We start from the raw sequence: 19300 nt of genomic DNA, 5'->3' as shown, positions 1-19300 counted from the left end.
CCACCAGGCCGTTGTCACACCCCCCTGCGACACTCGCGTACATGGCCGGCCGGTGGGCGCTCGCTCCGGCCGAGGACGGTGGCGTGGACGTCGCCCCCCTCGGCCCGGACGGGCTGCCCTCGGGCCCGGTGCGGCGCGAGGCGGACCTCGCCGAGGCCGTACGGAGCCGTCCGGAAGTCGCCCGGTGGGTGTGGCGGTCCACGGCCGAGGTCTACCCGCGTCTGCTCGCCACGGGGGTGCGAGTGGAGCGGGCGTACGACGTCGAGGCCGCCGAGACCCTGCTCCTCGGCCACGAGGGGCGGTACGGGGAGCCGCGTTCGGCCGCGGCCGCGCTGGCCCGGCTGCGCGGCGGACCCGTGCCGCCCGACCCGCCGCAGCGGCACGCGGACCCGGGCGCCCAGTCGTCGCTCTTCGACCCGCAGGCGGCACCGCTGCCGCTGGCCGACCTGCTCACGGTCTACGCCGAGCAGCAGCGGCGCACCGACGCCACCGCGCACCCGGACCGGATGCGCCTGCTGACGGCCGCCGAGTCGGCGGGCATGCTGATCGCCGCCGAGATGAACCGCGCGGGTCTGCCCTGGCGGGCGGACGTGCACCGCGCGCTGCTGCACGACCTGCTGGGCGAGCGGTACGCGGGCGGCGGCGAGCCGCGCCGGCTGGCCGAGCTGGCCGACGAGGTGTCCGCCGCCTTCGGCCGCCGGGTCCGGCCCGACCTCCCGGCCGACGTGGTCAAGGCGTTCGCGCAGGCCGGGATCAAGGTGACGTCCACCCGCCGCTGGGAGCTGCGGTCGGTGGACCATCCGGCGGTGAAGCCGCTCCTGGAGTACAAGAAGCTGTACCGGATCTGGGTCGCGCACGGCTGGTCCTGGCTGCAGGACTGGGTGCGCGACGGCCGCTTCCGCCCCGAGTTCCTCGCGGGCGGCACGGTGACCGGACGCTGGGTCACCCACGGCGGCGGCGCGCTGCAGATCCCCAAGGTGATCCGCCGCGCGGCGGTCGCCGACCCGGGCTGGCGGCTCGTCGTCGCCGACGCCGACCAGATGGAGCCGCGGGTGCTGGCGGCGATCTCCCGCGACCCCGGTCTGATGGAGGTGGCCGGCCGGGAGAGCGACCTCTACCAGGCGGTGTCCGAGCGCGCCTTCTCCGGCGACCGCGACCGCGCCAAGATCGCCGTCCTGGGCGCGGTGTACGGACAGACCTCCGGCGACGGCCTGAAGAACCTCGCCGCGCTGCGCCGCCGCTTCCCCAAGGCCGTGGCGTACGTCGACGAGGCGGCGCGCGCGGGCGAGGAGGGCCGGCTGGTCCGCACCTGGCTGGGCCGCACCTGCCCGCCGGCCGCGCGGACGTCGGACGACGCGGTGGAGGAGGCGGGCATCCCGGTGGCGCGGGACGAGCCGGACCCCGAGACGGCCCGCGCGTGGACCCCCGGCTACGCCTCGACCGACGCCCGCGCCCGGGGCCGTTTCGCCCGCAACTTCGTGGTGCAGGGCAGCGCGGCCGACTGGGCGCTGCTGCTGCTCGCGGGCCTGCGCCGGGCGCTGACCGGCATGGCGGCGGAGCTGGTCTTCTTCCAGCACGACGAGGTGATCGTGCACTGCCCCGAGGAGGAGACGGCGACGGTGACGGCGGCGATCCGCGAGGCCGCCGAGCAGGCGGGGCGGATCGCGTTCGGTCGGACGCCGGTGCGCTTCCCGTTCACCACGGCGGTGGTCGAGTGCTACGCCGACGCGAAGTGACACCCCGACGGGGACTGCGCGCAGGGCTCCGCCGCCCGTTCGCGGGCGTAGTCCCGTACGAGGTCGTACGGCTCGAAGCGCCCGTAGGCGGTCTCCTCCAGCAAGGCCACGTCGGCCAGCCGCTCCAGCGCCGCCTCGACCCGCGCCTCGTCGACGCCGGTGAGGCGGGCCAGCGACCGGGCGTCGCAGCAGGGCAGGTCGAGGGCGCCGATGTGGCGCAGCACGAGGGCGGCGTCCTGGTCGGTGCGGCGGTCGGAGGCGGTGAGGGCGTCGAAGGCGGCGTCGAGTGAGCGGCGGACACCGAGGTCGTCGTAGTCGAGGAGGTCCAGGCGGCTGTCGGCGGCGGCGAGCTGTGTGGCGAGGGCCTCCGGGGTGAGGGCCCTGCGGGCGGCGAGCCGGGCCGCGACGACGCGGAGCGCGAGCGGGAGCCGGCCGGTGAGGGCGACCAGCGGGTGCCGGGCGGTGATGTCGTCCCTCCCGGACGCGGAGCGCAGCAGCGCGGCGCTCTCCTCGTCGCTCAGCGGCCGGAGGGGGAAGCGGGCGGCGCCGTCGAGGGCGGTGAGGGGCGACCGGCTGGTGACGACGACGCCGCACCCGGGTCCTGCGGGGAGCAGCGGCCGCACCTGGGCCGCGCTCGCGGCGTCGTCCAGCACGAGCAGGGTGCGGGTGGGAGCGAGCAGGGACCGCAGCAACGCGGAGGCGGCATCGGGGTGTCCGGGGACGTCACGGAAGGGGACTCCGAGGTCGCGGAGGAGTGAGGTGAGGGCCTCTTCGACGGTCAGCGGTGCGGAACCGGGTTCCGTGGCCCGAAGGTTGAGGTGGAGCTGGCCGCCGCTGAAACGTTCCTCCAGGGCGTGCGCGACCTGGAGCGCGAGGGCGCTCTTCCCGACACCGGCCGTCCCGCTGAGGACGACGGCACCGGCCGCGTCCGTCCCGGAGAGCGCCCGGACGATGCCCTCCCGCACGTCCGCCCGCCCCACGAAATGGGCTGGCGCGGGCGGCAGTTGCGCGGGCCGCACCCACCCGGACGCGCCGTCCCGCGTCCCGCTCCCCCGCAGCACCTCGACGTGAGCCTCGCGCACGGGCCTCCCCGGCTCGACGCCGAGTTCGTCGGCGAGACGGGCGCGCAGATCACGGTGGACGACGAGGGCCTCGGCCTGACGGCCGGTGCGGTGCAGGGCGAGCATGAGCTGACGGTGGTAGGCCTCCCGCAGCGGATGCTCGGCGGCCAGGGCGGACAGCTCGGGCACGAGATCGGCCAGGCCGTCGTCGCCGAGGGCGAGTTCGGCGTCGTAGCGCCACTCGTGGAGCAGCAGCCGCGCCTCCTCCATGCGGCGCACGAGGGCGTACCCGCCCACCTCGGGGGCCAGCCCGCCCAGCGGACTTCCCCGCCACAGCCCGAGCGCGGCCCGGCACTCGCGGCGGACCCGCGCCCAGTCACCCTCGGCCCGGGCGGCACGGGCGGCGGAGATATGGGCGTCGAAGACCTGGACGTCGAGTTCACCGTCGTCGACGCGGAGGACGTACCCCGTGGGCACGGTGAGGAGCCGACCGGGCTCGTCGAGGAGGCGGCGCAGGCGGGCGACGTGGTTGTGCAGCGAGGGCAGCGCGGAGACGGGCGGCTCCCCGCCCCACAGGGCGTCCTTCAGCACCTCGACGGAGACGACCCGCCCGGCGTCGAGCAGCAGGACGGCGAGGAGGGTGCGGAGTTTGGGGCTGGTGACGGGGAGGAGGGGGGTGCCGTTGCGGGTGCAGGGGGTGTGCGGGGGTGCCGCGTCCGCGGGGGTCGGCTCGCCGTGCGCCGGCTCACCGTGCGCCGGCTCACCGGAGGTCGGCTCACCGCCGTAGAGGACGGGCGTCCCCAGCAGTCCGAAGCGCAGACCGCGCCGTGTCACGCCGCACCACTGCCTTCCGGGTGACCGAGGGGGAATCCATTGGCCTCATGTTAGCCATCCGTTGGCAAGGTTTGATGTGATCACTACATCGGATCCGGCCCGGGGGTGCGCGCGCGAGCGCAACTCGGGGGAGTGTCGCCGCCGGCGGATCCGCTTCACGAGGACCCGGTCGCCAGAGGTGAACGACCGGGTCCTCGTTGTTTTCGGCCGCAGCGACGGCCGACACCGGCCCCGGGCTCTCAGGGACGCGTGAGTAGGCTCGTTCGCGATCATCACGGACTCGGGGGAGCTCGCATGGAACGTCCGCGTCACGACGACCCGGCCTGGGCCGGGCCGCACCGCATCCTCGCCCGGCTCGAGCGGGAACCGGACCACGCCGTCGCCGAACGCCGTTTCATCGCGCGCAGCGCCGACGGTGACCGCACGCTCCTCGTCCGTCTGCCGGTCCCAGGTGCGGACCCGGCCCGCTGGGCGGTCGAGGCGGAAGGCGCACGACGGCTGGCGACACCGGGGTTCCTGCCGGTCGAGGAGGTCGGCGGTACGGAGGACCTGCCCTGGTGCGCGACGCCGTACATCCCGGCCGTCTCCCTTCCCGCGGCCCTGCGCGCCCACGGCGGTCCACTTCCGGATCCCACAGTCCGCGCCCTGGCCACCGCTCTCGCCGGCACACTCGCCATGGCCCACACCCGGGGCGTCACGCACGCGGGTCTCTCCCCGGCCTCCGTCCTCCTCACCACCGAGGGCCCACGCCTCAGCTGCTTCGGAGCGGCACGGGCCGCCGCCCCCGATGGTGAACTGCGCAGCGACCTGCCGGGCCTGGACCCCGGCAGCCTCGCCCCTGAGCAGGCGGCCGGTGGCCGGCCGCGCCCGCTGGGCGACGTGTACGCCCTCGGGGCGGTACTCGCCCACGCGAGCACCGGCCACACCGCGCCCGAGAGCCGTGAACTGCCCGAGTTCCTCCGCGTCGTGATCCCGGCGTGCCTGTCGCGTGATCCCGCCCGACGCCCACAGGCGCACGAGGTCCTCGCCCTCCTGGACCCGGACGTCCCCGGCCAGGCGGCGGCGCATCCGCCGACCGCCCCGGACACGGCCTCGCCGCTTCCGCTGCCGGCGGCCGTGGTCGCCGCGCTCGCGCGCCAGTCGGCGCAGGTGCTCGCCGCCGAACTCCCCTCGCCCCCTGCTGCTCTGGACTGACAGCCGATGTTCTCCCCGCTCACCCACGACGACCCGCACAGCGTCGGCCCGTACCGTCTCGTCGCCCGCCTGGGCAGCGGCGGCATGGGCACCGTCTACCTCGCCCGCACGGCCACGGGCCGTACGGCGGCGCTGAAGACGATGCACGCCCGTATCGCCACCGACCCCGCGTTCCGCACCCGTTTCCGTCTCGAGGCGGACGCGGCCCGGGTCATCGGACCCGTGCACGGCGCCCGCGTCTTCGACGCCGACCCGCAGGCGGACACCCCGTGGCTGGCCACCGAGTACGTCATCGGACCGCCCCTCGACGACGCCGTCGCCCTCGCCGGCCCCCTCCCCGAGCCGACGGTGCGAGGCCTCGGCGCCCTGCTGTGCGCAGCGCTGGGGCAGCTGCACGCCTCGGAGGTCGTCCACCGCGACCTCAAACCCTCCAACATCATGATCACGGCGGACGGTCCCAAGGTCATCGACTTCGGCATCGCCCGCGCCCTGGGCGACGACCGGCTCACCCGCACCGGCATGGCCGCGGGCACGCCCGCCTTCATGTCGCCCGAACAGGCCACCGGTCAGGAGCACACCTCCGCGGGTGACGTCTTCGCACTGGCCGGGGTCCTCACGTACGCGGCCACCGGACACGGGCCCTTCGGCACCGGACAGCACGCCGACCTCGTCTACCGCGTCCGCTACGCCGAACCCGACCTCACCGGGGTCCCCGCGGCCCTGGTCCCGGTCCTGACCCGCTGTTTCGCCAAGGACGTGTGGTGTACGCGATGGAGGAGGGCCAGGGCATGGTCGCGCTCGACAGCGCGAACGGCGCCCGGCGGTGGGCGCAGACCGGTCAGGCGGTGACGGCCGGCGACCTCGGCACACCGCCCGTCGCGGGAATCGCGTTCGTGTACGGCAAGGTGCCCTCCGGGCTGATGACGGCGGACCTGCGGACCGGCGCCGTGTCCCACACCGTCAAGGCCGCCGCGGCGCGGTACTTCGCCCACCGGTCCGCCAAGAGGCTCATAGCCGTCGGAGACGCGTACACCGCCGCGTACCCCCTCGCCTGAACTCACAGAAAGCCGCACCCACCATGAAGCCCCTCGAATCCGGAGACCCGATCCGTCTGGGTCCGTACCGCGTCCACGGCGTACTGGGCGAGGGAGGCATGGGCAAGGTCTACGTCGGCCGGGACGGCGAGGGCCGCGTCGCCGCCGTGAAGGTGCTGCACCCGCACCTGGCCCACGACGCCGGCCTTGCCCGCCGCTTCGTCCGCGAGGCGCAGATGGCCCGGGCGGTCACGTCCGCGACGGTGGCCCGTGTCCTGGACGCCCGGACGGAGGACGGCCGTCCCTGGATCGCCACCGAGTTCCTGGCCGGCCCCACACTCGCGGACGTGGTCGGGTCCCACGGACCGCTCGACGAACCGACGGTCCGGGCCCTGGCTGCGGGGCTCGCCCGCGCTCAAGGACATCCACTCCGCGGGGCTCGTCCACCGCGACGTGAAGCCCGCCAACATCGTGCTCACCTCGACGGGCCCCCGCGTCATCGACTTCGGCATCGCCCGCCCCGAACACGGCCTCACCCTGACCACCACCGGCCAGGCCCCGGTCACCCCCGGCTACGGCGCCCCCGAGCAGGTCCTCGGCCGGCGCGTCGGCCCGCCCGCCGACGTCTTCTCCCTGGGCGCCGTCCTCGTGTACGCGGCGAGCGGTCTGCACGCGTACGAGGGGGCGCACGTCGCCGCCGTGCAGTACGAGGTCGTCCACGGAGCGCCCCGCCTGGACCGGGTACCCCCCTCTCTCCGGCCGCTGATCGGACCGTGTCTCGCCCAGGACCCGGCGGCCCGGCCCCTCCCGGACCAGATCGTCCAGTACTCGGCTCCGCCCGCGGGCGCGGACCGCGCGTGGCGCGGCGGGCCGATCGCGCAGGACATCACACTCCGGGAGCAGCGCGTCCGTGAGCTGACGGCCGTACCGGACGAGGGCGCACCGCGTCCCGTATCCCGACGCCGTCTGCTGACGGGGCTCGCCGCCGGCGCCTCCGTGCTCGCCGTCGGCGGTACTGCGGCATGGTGGAACTGGAGGACGGACGGCGACGACCCCTTCGACATCCCTCCGGCCGTCGCGGCCCCGAAGGCCCGTGCTCTGGACGCGGCGAAGGGCGACTACGTCCTCGGTGAGGCTCCCGAACCGCTCTGGCAGGCGCCGTCGGCGCTCTCCGACCGCCCCGCGGCGCCCCTTCCCGTCCGCGACGTCCTCGTCGTCGCGGCGGCGAAGGGCGGCATCGCTGCGCACAGCGTCGTCGACGGCTCGGTCCGCTGGTCGGCGCCGGACGTGGAAGCCACGGGCCGCTACCTGTCCCTGTCCGACCGGCTGGTGGCGGCCGTGGACCGTGAAGGCACGCTCGTCACCTTCGTCGCCTCCACCGGCGAGCCCAAATGGACGGCGCCCGCGCGGGCCGCCTCACTGCTCGACGCGGACGCCGAGGCGGTGTATCTGATCACCGAGGACGGCCGGATCCGCGCCGTGAACCGGTCCGACGCCACGGTCCGCTGGACCGTGCCGATCGACGCGGACCTCGGTGAGAAGGCCGCGTCACGCGGCCTCGCCGCGCGGCGCAGGCTGGTCGTCACGGCCGCGGACGGCTCCGTGGCGGCCCTCGACACCGCCGACGGCCGGCAGGTGTGGCAGCACCGGTCGCTGACCGACTCGGGCCGGGCCGACGTCGACCGGTCGGGCGGCACTCTGTGCGTGGCCGGCAGGCAGCTGGCCGCCTACGACCTCGCCGACGGCAAGGAACTCTGGTCGACCGAGACCCCGGACCAGCCCAGCGGCGACCCCGCCTTCTGGAGCTCTCCGACCGTCGACGGCCGGACCGTGTACGCGACCGAGGTCGTCTTCCCGGTGCGGCTCGACCTCCGCACGGGCCGGCCCACCGACTGGATCCACACCGGTCTCCTCCAGTGCGACGCGGGCAGCCCGCTCGTGCTGCAGGGCAGCGGACTGTGGTCGGTGGCCACCGACGGCGAACAGGCAGCGGTCCAGGCCCTGGACCTCTCCCAGGAACAGCGCCCGACGTGGACGTTTCCCGTGCTCCGGAACCGCGACCGCTACTGGATCACGGGAGACGCCAACCGCGTCTTCCTCGTGGACGGCACGTCGCTCAGTGCCTTGCCGGTGTTCTGAGGACCGGAGCCGACCGGGAACGGCACCCGCTCCGTCGCCAGCCCTTCGTGAAGGGCACGGCGGCCGCGGGCATGCCCTGCACCTGGGTCGTGAAGCCGTCGTGCGCGCGACCGACGAGGCGGCGAGAACTCAGCGGTGCCCCGCACCCCCTGCCACGCGGGACGGAGCGGTCAAAGCGACCGCCTGCGGGGCGCGACCCGCTCAGGCCGGCGGCATCCCCCGCTCCGCGATGCCGCTCTCGTAGGCGACGATGACCAGCTGGGCGCGGTCGCGGGCGTTGAGCTTGGAGAGCAGGCTGCTCACGTGGGTCTTCACCGTGGGCAGGCTGATCACCAGGTGGTCCGCGATCTCCGCGTTCGACAGGCCCTTGGCGATCAGCACGAGCACTTCCTGTTCGCGCCGGGTGAGGCCGACCAGCCGGGGGGCCGGCCGGGCGGCCGTGTCCTGGTGGGAGAAGTTCGCGATGACGCGGCGCGTGACCGAGGGGGCCAGCACGCCCTCGCCGGTGGCGATGACGCGGATGCCCGTGACCAGGTCGTCCGGCGAGGCGTCCTTCAGCATGAAGCCGCTCGCACCCGCCTGGAGGGCCGGGTAGACGTACTCGTCCATGTCGAACATCGTGAGGGCCAGCACCCGCACGCCCGCCAGGGCCGCGTCGGAGCAGATCTCGCGAGTGGCGGCGATCCCGTCCATGACGGGCATCCGCAGGTCCATCAGGACGACGTCCGGGGTCAGTTCACGGGCGAGCGCGACGGCCTCGGCGCCGTCCCCCGCCTCCCCCACCGTCTCCATGCCGGGAGTCGAGTCGAGGAGGACCCGGAAGCTCCCGCGCAGCAGCGCCTGGTCGTCCGCGATCAGGACCTGGACCGCCTCGGCCATTCCGCATCCCTCGTACCTCGGGTCGCCGCCGTGGCCGGCGGTGCGACGCCTCGTCAGCCTGTCTCTCCGGCACTCTATCGGCCGGGCCGGCGGCCGCCGTCAGGTTTCCGCCGCCACCAGTTCCCCCGTCCCGTCGTCCCCGACGGTGACGGTGACGCCGTAGGGCTCCGCGAGCCGCGCGAAGTCGGTGAGGATCTCCTTGGCGTCGACCGGACCGGCCAGCCGGGGCCGTCCTCGCCGGTGCACGGGCTGCCTGAAGCCCAGGTCGACCGGGTGCAGCCGGGCGCCGGTGAAGACGCCGTCGTCGAAGGTGAGCACCGGCACGAGCGACTGCCAGTACCGGCGGTGCGGGGCGAACATGCGCCGGCCGTGGGCGGTGATGCGCTCGAAGTAGGCGCCGGGGGTGAGGGCCTCGTCCGTACCGGCCCGCGCGTAGTCCTCGGCCGGGACGCGGTCGGCCAGTTCTATCTGGCTGACGATGTTGCCCAGGCTGTGGAAGACGGGCCGGCCCCGGTGCAGTTCCGCACCGCGCAGCATGTGCGGGCCGTGCCCGACCACGGCGTCGGCGCCGGCGTCGATCACCGCGCGGGCGAAGTCCCGCAGGAAACTCGGCGGGCGTCTCGGGTGTCGGGCCGGGTTCGTGGGAGTGGACGCTGACCAGGACCAGGTCCGCGCGGCGGCGCGCCTCGGCCACCCAGCGGGTGATGTCGTGGACGTCCCGAGGGTCGCAGGCGGTGGTCAGGCCCGGCGTGTCCGCGGTCTCGAAGCGGGTGCCGAACAGCGCGAGCCGGCCCGGTCCGGGCATGGCGGGGTCGAACCCGAGCAGGGTGCGCGCCTCGGCCCGCCGCGACCGCAGTCCTGTGACGCCGTCGATCTCCCGCAACGCCTCCAGCTGCGCGGCCGTGACCCGGAGCGTCACGCCGTGCCGCAGCGGGTTGACCCCCGGCCGGCCCGGCAGGTCGGGGGACGGAACGGCGGCCTCCTGCCCGTCCCGGAAGGTGGCGGTGCACGCGATCAGCGCCAGACTGCCGGCCGGCCGGTCCACGTACACCGGGCGCCGGGCAGCGGTGAGGTCGGCGCCGATCCCCGCGAACGGCACCCCCTTGGCCCGCAGCAGGTCCGCCGTGCCGAGGACGCCCTCCGTACCGAGGTCGAGGGCATGGTTGTTGGCGCAGCTCAGGGCCGAGAAACCCATCGCGGTCACGTCGTCGAGGACGGCGGGGTCCGCGATCAGGCCGCCTCCGCTCGCCGCGTCGGGCACCGGGTGGCCGCGTCCGGTGGCGGGCGCGACCTCCAGGTTGGTGAAGGCGAAGTCGGCCGTGTGCAGCACCTCGCCCAGCCGGCCGGCGGCGGGGTCGGAGGTGAGCGGCGCGCCCCGCGTCGTCATGCAGTCCCCGGTCAGGGCCACGGTCAGGCGGCTCATGAACGGCTTTCCTCCACCGCCCGCACGAACGCCTTCGCCCGGTCGGGTCCGGAGAGCTCCACGCGCTTGCCGGCCACCTTCACGGTCGGGGTGAGGGCCACCCCGCGGGAGGCGGCGACGTCGGACACGTACGTCACCCAGGGCCGGTACGTGCCGTCGCGGACGCACCGCTCGAAGGACGCGCCCGTGATGCCGACGTCCCGGCCGAGGGCGACCAGGCGGTCGGTGTCGAGGCCGGGGCCCTGCTCCGGCGGCTGCTCGTCGAAGAGCGCCGCCGTGTAGGGCTGGAACTTGTTCTGGTCCGCGGCGCAGGCGGCGGCGGACGCGGCCCGGGTGGAGTAGCCGGCGGGTGCGCTGCGGTCGTCGAGGAAGGCGACCGGGTGGTGGACGACGCGCACCTCTCCGCGTTCCTGCATCTTCCTCAGTTCGGGCTCGAGGGCCTTCTCGGTGATGCGGCACTCCGGGCAGAGGTAGTCGAGGTAGAGGTCGACCCGGACCGGGCCCTCGGACGTGACCAGGCCGGCCCGGTCGGCGGCCACGCCGGCGGGGACCTCCTCGGGGGCCTCGCCGGGCTCGGTGTTGGTGGCCCGGACGAGCCCGGCGCCGACGAGCGCGGCGCCGAGCACCGTGACCACCGCCGCGAGCGACACCAGCACGGTGCGGCGGCGCCGCCGGCGCCGGTGCACCATTTCCCGGACCTGGGCGTCCGTCGACGGCTGCATGTCTAACGCTCCTTCGTCTCCAGGACCCAGCGGTCCAGGGCGTAACGGGTTCGCGGGCGGGTGATCAGGAAGGCGGCGGCGCCGAGGAAGGCGAGGTCGCGCGCGATGTCGACGACGTAGCCCCGTTCCGCACCGCCGGTGAGGGTGCCGCCGCTGCTGAAGCAGCCGCAGTCGATGGACATCCCGCGCGCCCACACCGAGGCGATGGCCGCGATGTACGTGACCATCAGCAGGGCGGTGACGGCCGCCACGGCGCGGGTGGCGAGCCCGGCGAGAAGCAGCAGGGCCAGCGCCAGCTCGACGAACGCCACCGCTGCGCCGACGAGTTGCGCGCTCTCCTCGGGGACGAACTGGTAGAGGGCGACGGTACGGCCGGCCTCCGTGAGGTCCTGGACCTTCACCCAGCCCGCGTAGCCCAGGACCGCCGCGAGGACGATCCGGGCCGCGGTGCCCGCCCATGTCCGCACGAACGTCACGGCCGGCCCCCTTTCACTGCGTCCGGGAGAACCGGTAGGTGGCGAGGCTCAGTACGGCGGCGGTGAGGGCGGCCAGCACACCGAGTTCCGCGTACACGGGCGGGTTCCAGTCGCCGAGCATCAGCCGGGTCTGCTCCGAGGTGAGGACGTCGGGGCCGGGCAGGGTCCGGCGCACGGCGTCGACGCCGTAGGTCAGCGGGTTCAGCTTGACGACGGTGTCGAGCCAGCCCGGCAGCCCGTTGGGCGGGAACATCGCGCCGGAGAAGAACATCAGCGGCATGAGGCTGAGGTTCACCACGATCTGGAAGGTGTCGACCTGCCGGATGGTGACCGCGGCGAGAAGGCCGAACGAGGTGAAGAGCAGCGAGACCAGCAGCAGTTCGACGAGGACGACCAGCAGCATCGGCGTGTACCGGACGCCCGCGATGCCTCCGACGGCGAGCAGGGCGAGGCCGTAGACGGCACCCGTGGTGGCTCCGCCGAGCGCGAGGCCGAGGACGATGCTCGACCGTGGGAACGGGGAGACGAGCATCTGGCGCAGCATGCCGAGCCGGCGGTCCCAGACGAGGGAGATGCCCACGGCGATGGCCGGGGCCTGCACGGACATCACGAGCGCGCCCGGGAACAGGTAGGCCCGGTAGTCGTTCAGCTGGGCCTTGCCGAGCGTGGACGACGCCGCTTCCAGCCCCGTGCCCAGCACGACCAGGAACAGCAGCGGGGTGACCAGGCCCATGACGAGGCGCAGCGGATTGTGCCGCAGCCGGGTCATCTCCCGCCGCCACAGCAGCGCGTAGGGCCGTACGGTGTGCCAGGTACGCGCCTCGGACGAGGACGGGGCCGGTTTCGTCAGGGTGACACTCGGCGGGATGTCGGTCCGGGTCATCGCAGTCCCTCCCCGAGGCTGTCGAGCGAGCGGGCGTCGGACCCGCTGTCCCTGATCGCGGTCCCGGTGTGGTGCAGGTAGACGTCGTCGAGCGAGGGCGGGGTGACGGTCACCGACCGCACGGTCAGGCCCAGTCCGGTGCACAGCCGGGGCACCGTGGAGGCACCGTCCTGCACTCTCAGCCGCAGCCCGCCGGGGACGCTCTCGGCCGTCAGTCCGAAGCGGTCGGACAGCAGGTCCACGGCCAGCCGGTCGTCCTCGGTGCGCAGGTCGACGACGTCGGCCCCGATGACGGACTTCAGCTCCGCCGGTGAGCCCTCCGTGACCAGCTTGCCGCTGTCGAAGATCGCGATGCGGTCGCAGTGCTCGGCCTCCTCCAGCTGGTGCGTGGTGAAGAAGACCGTGATGCCCTGCTCCTCGCGGAGCCGGTCCAGGTGGTGCCAGACGGCCGCGCGGGTCTGCGTGTCGAGGCCGGTGGTCGGCTCGTCGAGGAAGAGCACGCGCGGGGAGCCGAGCAGGCCGCGGGCGATCTCCAGGCGCCGGCGAAGACCGGTGGAGAAGTGCCGTACGGGGGTCCTGTCGCGTCCCGTGAGCTCCATCATGTCGAGCATCGCGGCCACCGCGGCGCGTGCCTCGGCCCGGCCCAGACCGCACAGGTCGGCCTGGAAGCGCAGATTCTCGGTGGCCGTGAGCTCCAGGTCGAGCGTCGATTCCTGGAAGACGATGCCGATCCTCCGCCGCACCTCGGCGGCGTGCGTGGTGACGTCGAACCCGGCCACCTCCGCGCGGCCCGCCGTGGGCCTGAGCAGCGTGGTCAGCATGCTGATGGTGGTGGTCTTGCCGGCGCCGTTCGGCCCCAGGAACCCGAAGGTGGCCCCCTCGGGGACGGTCAGGTCGAGGCCGTTCACGGCCGGTGTGGTGCCGTAGTACGCGTAGAGGCCCTCGGCCCGGATCGCCGTCATGAGCCGCCTCCGGTGCGGCGCACGGCCAGCACGGTGCGGAACACGCCGATCTCTCCGGGCTCGTCGACCGGGCGGCCGTCGGCCTCGACCCAGGCATGCGCGGCGAAGGGCTGCACCCGGAAGCCGGTGCACCAGTCGGCCCACCTGCCCCGGACACGGAGCAGCAGCACGGTGGCGACGGACCGCTGAAGGCAGCCGAGGCCCGCGCAACGGGTGCTGACCGAGACGACGGACCGCCGGGCCCGTGCCACCTGGGCGTACCCGGCGGGCCGGGAGCCCTTGCTCAGCACGCGCAGCACCCGGTGCAGCCGGGCCGGGGGCAGTCCGACCAGCAGGCGGGCGGCGCCGGCCGCGCATCTCGGGGCGATCTGCCGGTGCAGCGGGAGGCGCGTGGCCTGTTCGGCGACGGCGGGCGTGGTCACTGCGTCACCTCCACGAGGTCGGCCTCGCTCAGCGAGCGGACCAGGGCCAGCACGTCCTGGTGCACCCGCTCCTCGCTGACGGGGGCGGACTCCGACAGGCTCGCGGCGGCCGCGGCGGGCGTGTCGCCGTCGAGCAGCTTGTGCAGGATCGCGGAGCCGGAGGCGTTCAGCTGGTAGTAGCGGCCGCGGCGGCCGTCGAGCAGGACCGCCCCGGAATCGACGGGCGTGAGGGTGACGTCGCGGGCAAGGCTCAGTTTCATCGGTTCTCTCCGGAGTCCTGGGGGTGCGCCCGCAGCCAGCTCTCGCACGCCACCGTGGTCTGGATCGGCTGGAGGTGATGGGACATCGGCCCGGGGTTGAGCACCGCGGACCGGAAGGCGACCGGGTCGACGAGGCCGAGCCGGGCCAGGAGCGAGTCCTCGCAGAGATCCAGGATCCGGTCCCGGTTGCGTTCGATGCCCCGGAACGTCTCGGCGCTGAACTCGCCCTTGTCGCGGCGGGCGAGGAAGTCGTCGGGCACGAGACCCCGCACGGCGGTGGTCAGCAGCGGCTTGAACCGTCCGGCGGCCAGCCGCTCGTCGATCCGGGTGGCGAAGGCCGCCTCGAGAACCCGGTCGTCGAGGAACGGCGCCTCCCAGACCAGCCCGGTGCCGGCGACGGCGGTGTTGACCTGCCGGACGGTGTTCCCCTCGAACACGACGGAGGACAGAGCCTGGTGCCGGGCCCGGTCGGCGTCCAGCGGTTCCGGGGTCCGTTCGGCTGCCGTGGTCAGCAGGTCCCGCACGGTGGCCACCGCGTCCGGGGTGGCCCAGGCGGGCATGCGCGGCGCGAACACCCAGCCGAAGTCAGGCTCGTTGACCGGCGGGGGCGGGGCGGTGATCCGCCCGGCGACCTCAATCAGGTTCTGCGCGAACGTCGAACGGTCCGCGAGCTGCCGCAGGGTGCTGCGCCACGGCCAGCGGTTGGCCAGCCGGTAGCGGTTCACCAGCCGCAGGCCGTCGGCCGGACGGATGCGGGCGAGGGACCAGGCGCAGGCGGGCATCCGCCCGAAGAGTTCGTCCCCGCCGAACCCGGACAGGTGCAGGGCCGCGCCCTCGGCGGTGGCCCGCCCGGCGAGGTCCCGGATGTGCGCGAGGCCCGAGGCCCACGTCGAGGGGCCCTCGGGCGCCGCGTCGGCGGTGTCGGCGGTGTAGCCGACGTCGAACAGGTTGGCGGCGCGGTCCGCGGCGAGCATGTGGTGGCGGGCGTGCGGCAGATGCGCGGCGGCCTTGCGGGCCCATGCGGTGTCCTCGTTGGCCTCGTCGAGCGGCATGACGTGGTAGGTGACCAGGTCGGCGCCGGCCGCGTCGGCGAGGAAGCACAGGGTGGTCGAGTCGAGTCCGCCGGAGAGGTCCGCGCTGATCGTGCGGTCCGGGGCGACGCGGGTCGCGAGCGCGTCGGTGAGCGCGGAGCGGACGGCCCCGGCGCCCTCCTCCAGCGAGAGGGTCGCCTCGGGCAGTTCCCACCACCGCACGCTGCGGGCCCGTCCGTCGGCGCCGAGCTCCAGCCAGTGGCCGGTGGGCAGCGCGTCCACGCCGCGGCGGACCGGGCGCAGCGAGAGCGGCCAGGGCGCCCCGCCGGGCGCCAGCAGCCGGGCGGCCAGCAGGGTCTCGTCGAGTCCCGCGCCGGTGAGGCGCAGCAGCGGGTCCACGGCGCTCGCGGCGACCGTCACCCCGTCGACCCGGGTGGTGAAGACCTGCCGTACGCCTGCCACGGAGCCCTGGAGGCGGACCGCGCCGTCCAGGGAGGCCACGAGGTGGAAGACCCCGGGCAGCCGGGACGCGACCCGGTCGACGTCGTGCAGCGAGCGCATCCGGCCGAGCGCGGAGGCCGTTCCCGCGTCGTCGGGCCGGGTGTGTCCGAACACCGCCAGGCGGCGGATGCCGGCCTCGGTCACCGTCGCCTCGCCCTCGGCCCAGTCCCCCACGATCCAGGGCCGTCCCGACGCGTGGTCGATCCGCTTCGGTGCCGCCACCCGGTCCGCCAGCGCGGCGCCGGCGGGACAGTCCGGAAGCACTGTGAATTCCATGTCGCCTCACTCCCCCCGGGCGGTGCCGGTGTGCCGCGAGGGGCACACCGGCACCGGTGCGATCACCAGAAGCAGACGACGGCGTAACCGCAGCCGGCGAAGTCGTTGCAGCTCCCGATGCCGAGGCACTTGGTGAGCTCGTCGAAGTCGCCGATCTCCTGCAGGGCGGGCGGCTCGTAGATCGCGGTCATGGTTCCTCCCGTGGGTCGAACGGCCCGGGCCGACCTTTTCGGCTCCGTGACCTGTCCGGGAACCTACGAGGGACCATGTCCCACGTGCATGGGGCACATGACTCAGGCCCGTCCCGTCACCCGTCCCACGAGCGATGCCGCACCCAGCCGGCCGTCAGCGCGGCCGCGGTCCACGCGAGCAGCACGACGAGGCCGGTGAGGGCGTCACCGGAGTCGACGGTGAGCATCTGGGCGCCGGCCCGGTCGGGGAACCAGCGGGCCACCTCCTTGGTCGCCCCGATGACGGACAGGATCTGCGAGCCGACCAGCACCAGAGGCAGCAGCACGGCCAGCGGGAGGACGGCACTGCGGGCGGCGGCCGCCACCCCTACGGCGAGCAGGCTCATGAGGGTGAGGTAGACGACCCCGCCGGCCAGGGCACGCGGGACGCCGTCCGCGTCGAGCGTGGACCCGTGAGGGCCCAGGGCGAGTTGGGTGACCAGGTACGACACGACCGTGACCGGGAGGGCGACGGCCAGGGCCGCGGCGGCGGTGACGGCCGTCTTGGCCAGGTAGAGCCGGCCGCGCCGGGGCACCGCGAGCAGCGAGACCCGCATCATGCCCGACGTGTACTCGCCGGACATCATCAGCACCCCGAACACGATCAGGGCGAGCTGGCCGTAGAGGATGCCGTCCAGGCCGGCCTGCTCGGGCGTGAAGTCGGAGCGCAGCCCGGGGTTGTCGGACTCGATCGCGCCCTTGGCGGACCAGCCGCCCAGCGCGGCGATGAACACGCTGACGGCGACGAACAGCAGCAGCGCGACGGACGTGGCGCGCATCGCCCGCATCTTGGTGAACTCCGCCCGAGCGGCCGCGAGCGTCTCAGACATGCGTGGGATCTCCTCCGTCGTCGACGAGCTTGAGGAAGGTCTCCTCCAGCGAGCCGGTGTGGGTGCTCAGTTCCTCGACCGGGACGCCGGCCGCCGCGGCGATGCGGTTCACCTCGCCCGCCGGCAGGCCGTCCACCTCCAGGCCGCCGTCCGCGGCCCGCCGCACCGAGGCGGCGCCCCTCGCCTGGAACTCCTGCGCGGCCCGCAGCGGTTCGGGGGTCCGGACCCGTACGAACGTCCGGCCATGGCGTCCGATGAACTCCGACACACTGGTCTCGGCGAGGAGGCGGCCCCGGCTGATCACGATCAGCTCGTCGGCGACCTGCGCCATCTCCGCCATCAGATGGCTGGAGACGAGGACGGTGCGGCCCTCGGCGGCCTTGGCACGCAGCAGTTCGCGCAGCCACCGGATGCCCTCGGCGTCGAGCCCGTTGACCGGCTCGTCGAGCACCAGGACCGGGGGGTCGCCGAGGAGGGCCGCCGCCAGGCCGAGACGCTGTCCCATGCCCAGGGAGAAGGTGCCGACCCGCTGACGGGCGGCTCCCGTCAGACCGACCGCGTCGAGCACCTCGTCCACCCGCCGGCGGGGGATGCGGTTGCTGCGCGCCAGCCACGACAGATGGCCGACGGCGGTCATGCCACGGTGCGGGGCCGACGTCTCCAGGAGCGCGCCGACGTGCCGGAGCGGGTAGGTCAGGTCGCGGTAGGGGCGTACACCGACGGTGGCCGTGCCGCTGTCGGGGCGGGTCAGGCCGAGCATCATCCGCATCGTCGTGGACTTCCCGGCGCCGTTGGGCCCGAGGAAGCCGGTGACGACCCCTGGTCGCACCGTGAAGGACAGGTCGTCGACGACGGTGGCGGGCCCGTACCGCTTGGTCAGTCTCTCGGCAAGCATCACACGTCGAGTCTCGCGGCGGGCACCCCGCGACCGCATCGGTCCGCGGTCGGGAACCCGGCGCGGTGCCGCGCGGGCGCTCCTCATACCCGAGGATGAGTCGGTGGCCGTCGGGCTGTCAGACCTGGAACGGCAGGGTGGCCGTCACCCGGAAGCCGCCGCCGGGCCGGGGGCCGGCCCTGAGGGTGCCGCCGTGCGCGGCGGTCCGCTCCTTCATGCCGACCAGCCCCATGCCGCCGCCGGGCACCGTGGTCCGGCGTCCGGGGGCGGGGCCGTCGTCGGTCACCTCCACCGTCAGCACGCCCTCCCGCGCCGTGACGTCCACCCGGCAGCCGGTCGGCGCGGCGTGCTTGACCACGTTGGTGAGGGCCTCCTGGACGATGCGGAACGCCGCCAGCGCGACACCCTCGGGCGGCTCCTGGTCGTAGCGGGTGCGCAGTTCGACACGGACGCCCGCCGCCTCGGCGGTCCCGAGCAGCGCGGGCAGGTCCGCCAGGCCGCGGGCGGGCCGCAGGTCCCCGGCGTCGCTCCGGTCCTCACCGCGCAGCACGGTCAGGGTGGCGCGCATGTCGCGCAGCGCCCGGCGGCTGACGTCCTCGATGACCGCCAGCGCCTCCTTCGCCTCTTCGGGACGGGTGGCCACGACGTGGTTGGCGATGCCGGCCTTGACGGCGATGAGTCCCACGCTGTGGGTGACGACGTCGTGCAGGTCGCGGGCGATACGCAGGCGCTCCTCGGTCTTCGCCTGCTCGGCGGCGTGCTCGATGGCACGTCGGGTACTGCGTCTGCGCTCGCTGACCGCCGAGCCGGCCGCCCAGGTCGCGCCGAGCACGAGGAGGCCGAACACGGCCTGCACGGCGGTGCTGCCGCCCTGGTGGGACTGCCCGCCCGACAGCGTGAGCAGGGCCGCGACCGCCGCGCACAGCCCGGCGACGGCGACGGCCGACACCCCCGGGTCGCGCCGCCGGGTGGTGGCCACCGTGTAGACGGCGTAGGCGGCGGCCAGGAACGATGCGGGTCCGAGGCCTGCGGCCAGCGCCCCGCAGGCGGCGGCCAGGACGAGGACGAAGACCGGGACGGGCCACAACCGCCGTACGACGAGCGGGAGTCCGGCGCCCAGGGACAGCAGCCACAGAACGCCGCCGCCCGTCCCGCCGTCGACGGCCGGCCGCAGCAGCGACACCTGCGGCAGGAGCGTGAACACGCAGGCCGCAGCCCCGTCCAGCACGATCGCACGCCTCCGGGACCCCTCACCCATGCCGTCGAACGTAGGCGCTCGCTCCACGGCCCGTCCACGGCCGGCCCCGGCCGGTCGGACGACGGCACATTGAGGGAACGAAGAAGCCCCGCTCAGACACTGTCTGTGCGGGGCTTGAAGAAGAGCCGCCTTCGGGATTCGAACCCGAGACCTACGCATTACGAGTGCGTTGCTCTGGCCATCTGAGCTAAGGCGGCGTGCCGTGTGCACCATGGTGCGATCAGCGACGTCGGTAAGTCTACACAGTTTCCGGG

Annotated in this window: 18 protein-coding genes, 1 tRNA gene and 3 pseudogenes; 6 read left to right on the top strand and 16 right to left on the bottom strand. The window is 74.3% G+C overall.

The window, feature by feature from the left end; all coding sequences use genetic code 11:
- Positions 1 to 41: 41 nt before the first annotated feature.
- Positions 42 to 1736: a bifunctional 3'-5' exonuclease/DNA polymerase gene (locus tag ACQZOG_RS16000; protein WP_203550389.1), complete on the top strand. Its 1695-nt coding sequence runs from the start codon at positions 42 to 44 to the stop codon at positions 1734 to 1736.
- Here the strand turns inward: ACQZOG_RS16000 and ACQZOG_RS15995 are convergent.
- Complete coding sequence (locus ACQZOG_RS15995) at positions 1718 to 3631, bottom strand: BTAD domain-containing putative transcriptional regulator (protein ID WP_430741574.1); 1914 nt, start codon at positions 3629 to 3631, stop codon at positions 1718 to 1720. The genes ACQZOG_RS16000 and ACQZOG_RS15995 overlap by 19 nt on opposite strands.
- A 294-nt stretch (positions 3632 to 3925) precedes the next feature.
- Between ACQZOG_RS15995 and ACQZOG_RS15990 the strand changes: the two genes are divergently transcribed.
- The 5 genes and pseudogenes from ACQZOG_RS15990 to ACQZOG_RS15970 all read left to right on the top strand — a co-directional run bounded on the left by ACQZOG_RS15990 (position 3926) and on the right by ACQZOG_RS15970 (position 7998).
- Positions 3926 to 4825 (top strand): serine/threonine protein kinase, encoded by a 900-nt coding sequence (locus tag ACQZOG_RS15990; RefSeq protein WP_058916327.1) that lies wholly within the window; start codon positions 3926 to 3928, stop codon positions 4823 to 4825.
- Positions 4826 to 4831: 6 nt separating this feature from the next.
- Positions 4832 to 5674, top strand: coding sequence for a serine/threonine-protein kinase (locus ACQZOG_RS15985; protein ID WP_261675384.1), 843 nt, complete (start codon positions 4832 to 4834; stop codon positions 5672 to 5674).
- Complete coding sequence (locus ACQZOG_RS15980) at positions 5614 to 5880, top strand: hypothetical protein (protein WP_354793521.1); 267 nt, start codon at positions 5614 to 5616, stop codon at positions 5878 to 5880. The genes ACQZOG_RS15985 and ACQZOG_RS15980 overlap by 61 nt, the downstream gene beginning before the upstream one ends.
- Positions 5881 to 5903: 23 nt before the next feature.
- Positions 5904 to 6627: pseudogene (locus tag ACQZOG_RS15975) on the top strand (serine/threonine-protein kinase); the annotation flags it as partial.
- Positions 6628 to 6855: 228 nt separating this feature from the next.
- Positions 6856 to 7998 carry a PQQ-binding-like beta-propeller repeat protein gene (locus ACQZOG_RS15970; protein WP_352378638.1) on the top strand — a complete coding sequence of 381 codons (1143 nt, stop codon included), beginning with the start codon at positions 6856 to 6858 and terminating at the stop codon, positions 7996 to 7998.
- A 201-nt stretch (positions 7999 to 8199) separates the two neighbouring features.
- Here ACQZOG_RS15970 and ACQZOG_RS15965 read toward each other — a convergent pair whose 3' ends face one another.
- The 15 genes and pseudogenes from ACQZOG_RS15965 to ACQZOG_RS15895 form a co-directional block, all read right to left on the bottom strand.
- Complete coding sequence (locus ACQZOG_RS15965; protein WP_058916329.1) at positions 8200 to 8877, bottom strand: response regulator; 678 nt, start codon at positions 8875 to 8877, stop codon at positions 8200 to 8202.
- A 99-nt stretch (positions 8878 to 8976) separates the two neighbouring features.
- A pseudogene (locus tag ACQZOG_RS15960) lies at positions 8977 to 9486 on the bottom strand (CapA family protein); the annotation flags it as partial.
- Between the two features lie 43 nt (positions 9487 to 9529).
- A pseudogene (locus tag ACQZOG_RS15955) lies at positions 9530 to 10300 on the bottom strand (CapA family protein); the annotation flags it as partial.
- Positions 10297 to 11022: a DsbA family protein gene (locus tag ACQZOG_RS15950; RefSeq protein ID WP_193468049.1), complete on the bottom strand. Its 726-nt coding sequence runs from the start codon at positions 11020 to 11022 to the stop codon at positions 10297 to 10299. The gene ACQZOG_RS15950 and the pseudogene ACQZOG_RS15955, both read right to left, overlap by 4 nt.
- Before the next feature lie 2 nt (positions 11023 to 11024).
- Positions 11025 to 11498 (bottom strand): MauE/DoxX family redox-associated membrane protein, encoded by a 474-nt coding sequence (locus ACQZOG_RS15945; RefSeq protein WP_078492945.1) that lies wholly within the window; start codon positions 11496 to 11498, stop codon positions 11025 to 11027.
- A 13-nt stretch (positions 11499 to 11511) separates the two neighbouring features.
- Positions 11512 to 12381, bottom strand: coding sequence for an ABC transporter permease (locus ACQZOG_RS15940; protein ID WP_037640862.1), 870 nt, complete (start codon positions 12379 to 12381; stop codon positions 11512 to 11514).
- Positions 12378 to 13343 (bottom strand): ATP-binding cassette domain-containing protein, encoded by a 966-nt coding sequence (locus ACQZOG_RS15935; RefSeq protein WP_037640860.1) that lies wholly within the window; start codon positions 13341 to 13343, stop codon positions 12378 to 12380. Before ACQZOG_RS15935 ends, ACQZOG_RS15940 begins: the two co-directional genes overlap by 4 nt.
- Positions 13340 to 13765, bottom strand: a complete 426-nt coding sequence (locus ACQZOG_RS15930) for a lasso peptide biosynthesis B2 protein (RefSeq protein ID WP_430741573.1) — start codon at positions 13763 to 13765, stop codon at positions 13340 to 13342. Before ACQZOG_RS15930 ends, ACQZOG_RS15935 begins: the two co-directional genes overlap by 4 nt.
- Complete coding sequence (locus ACQZOG_RS15925; RefSeq protein WP_037640857.1) at positions 13762 to 14025, bottom strand: lasso peptide biosynthesis PqqD family chaperone; 264 nt, start codon at positions 14023 to 14025, stop codon at positions 13762 to 13764. The genes ACQZOG_RS15930 and ACQZOG_RS15925 overlap by 4 nt, the downstream gene beginning before the upstream one ends.
- Complete coding sequence (locus ACQZOG_RS15920; protein WP_193468051.1) at positions 14022 to 15833, bottom strand: lasso peptide isopeptide bond-forming cyclase; 1812 nt, start codon at positions 15831 to 15833, stop codon at positions 14022 to 14024. The genes ACQZOG_RS15925 and ACQZOG_RS15920 overlap by 4 nt, the downstream gene beginning before the upstream one ends.
- 62 nt (positions 15834 to 15895) lie before the next feature.
- The gene (locus tag ACQZOG_RS15915) at positions 15896 to 16024 is read right to left on the bottom strand and encodes an aborycin family tricyclic lasso peptide (protein ID WP_106963308.1); all 129 of its coding nucleotides are present in this window, start codon (positions 16022 to 16024) and stop codon (positions 15896 to 15898) included.
- Positions 16025 to 16140: 116 nt separating this feature from the next.
- Entirely contained in the window at positions 16141 to 16893 is a 753-nt protein-coding gene (locus ACQZOG_RS15910; protein ID WP_230229000.1) for an ABC transporter permease, read from the bottom strand.
- Positions 16886 to 17788: an ABC transporter ATP-binding protein gene (locus ACQZOG_RS15905; RefSeq protein WP_430741572.1), complete on the bottom strand. Its 903-nt coding sequence runs from the start codon at positions 17786 to 17788 to the stop codon at positions 16886 to 16888. The genes ACQZOG_RS15910 and ACQZOG_RS15905 overlap by 8 nt, the downstream gene beginning before the upstream one ends.
- Positions 17789 to 17906: 118 nt before the next feature.
- The gene (locus tag ACQZOG_RS15900) at positions 17907 to 19046 is read right to left on the bottom strand and encodes a sensor histidine kinase (protein WP_430741571.1); all 1140 of its coding nucleotides are present in this window, start codon (positions 19044 to 19046) and stop codon (positions 17907 to 17909) included.
- 123 nt (positions 19047 to 19169) lie between these two features.
- Positions 19170 to 19243: transfer RNA gene (locus ACQZOG_RS15895), tRNA-Thr, on the bottom strand.
- Between the last annotated feature and the right edge of the window lie 57 nt (positions 19244 to 19300).

The sequence above is a fragment of the Streptomyces sp. P13-3-3 genome (genome assembly GCF_050571355.1).
Lineage (GTDB): Bacteria > Actinomycetota > Actinomycetes > Streptomycetales > Streptomycetaceae > Streptomyces > Streptomyces althioticus.
This window is presented reverse-complemented; position numbering and strand designations above follow the sequence as displayed.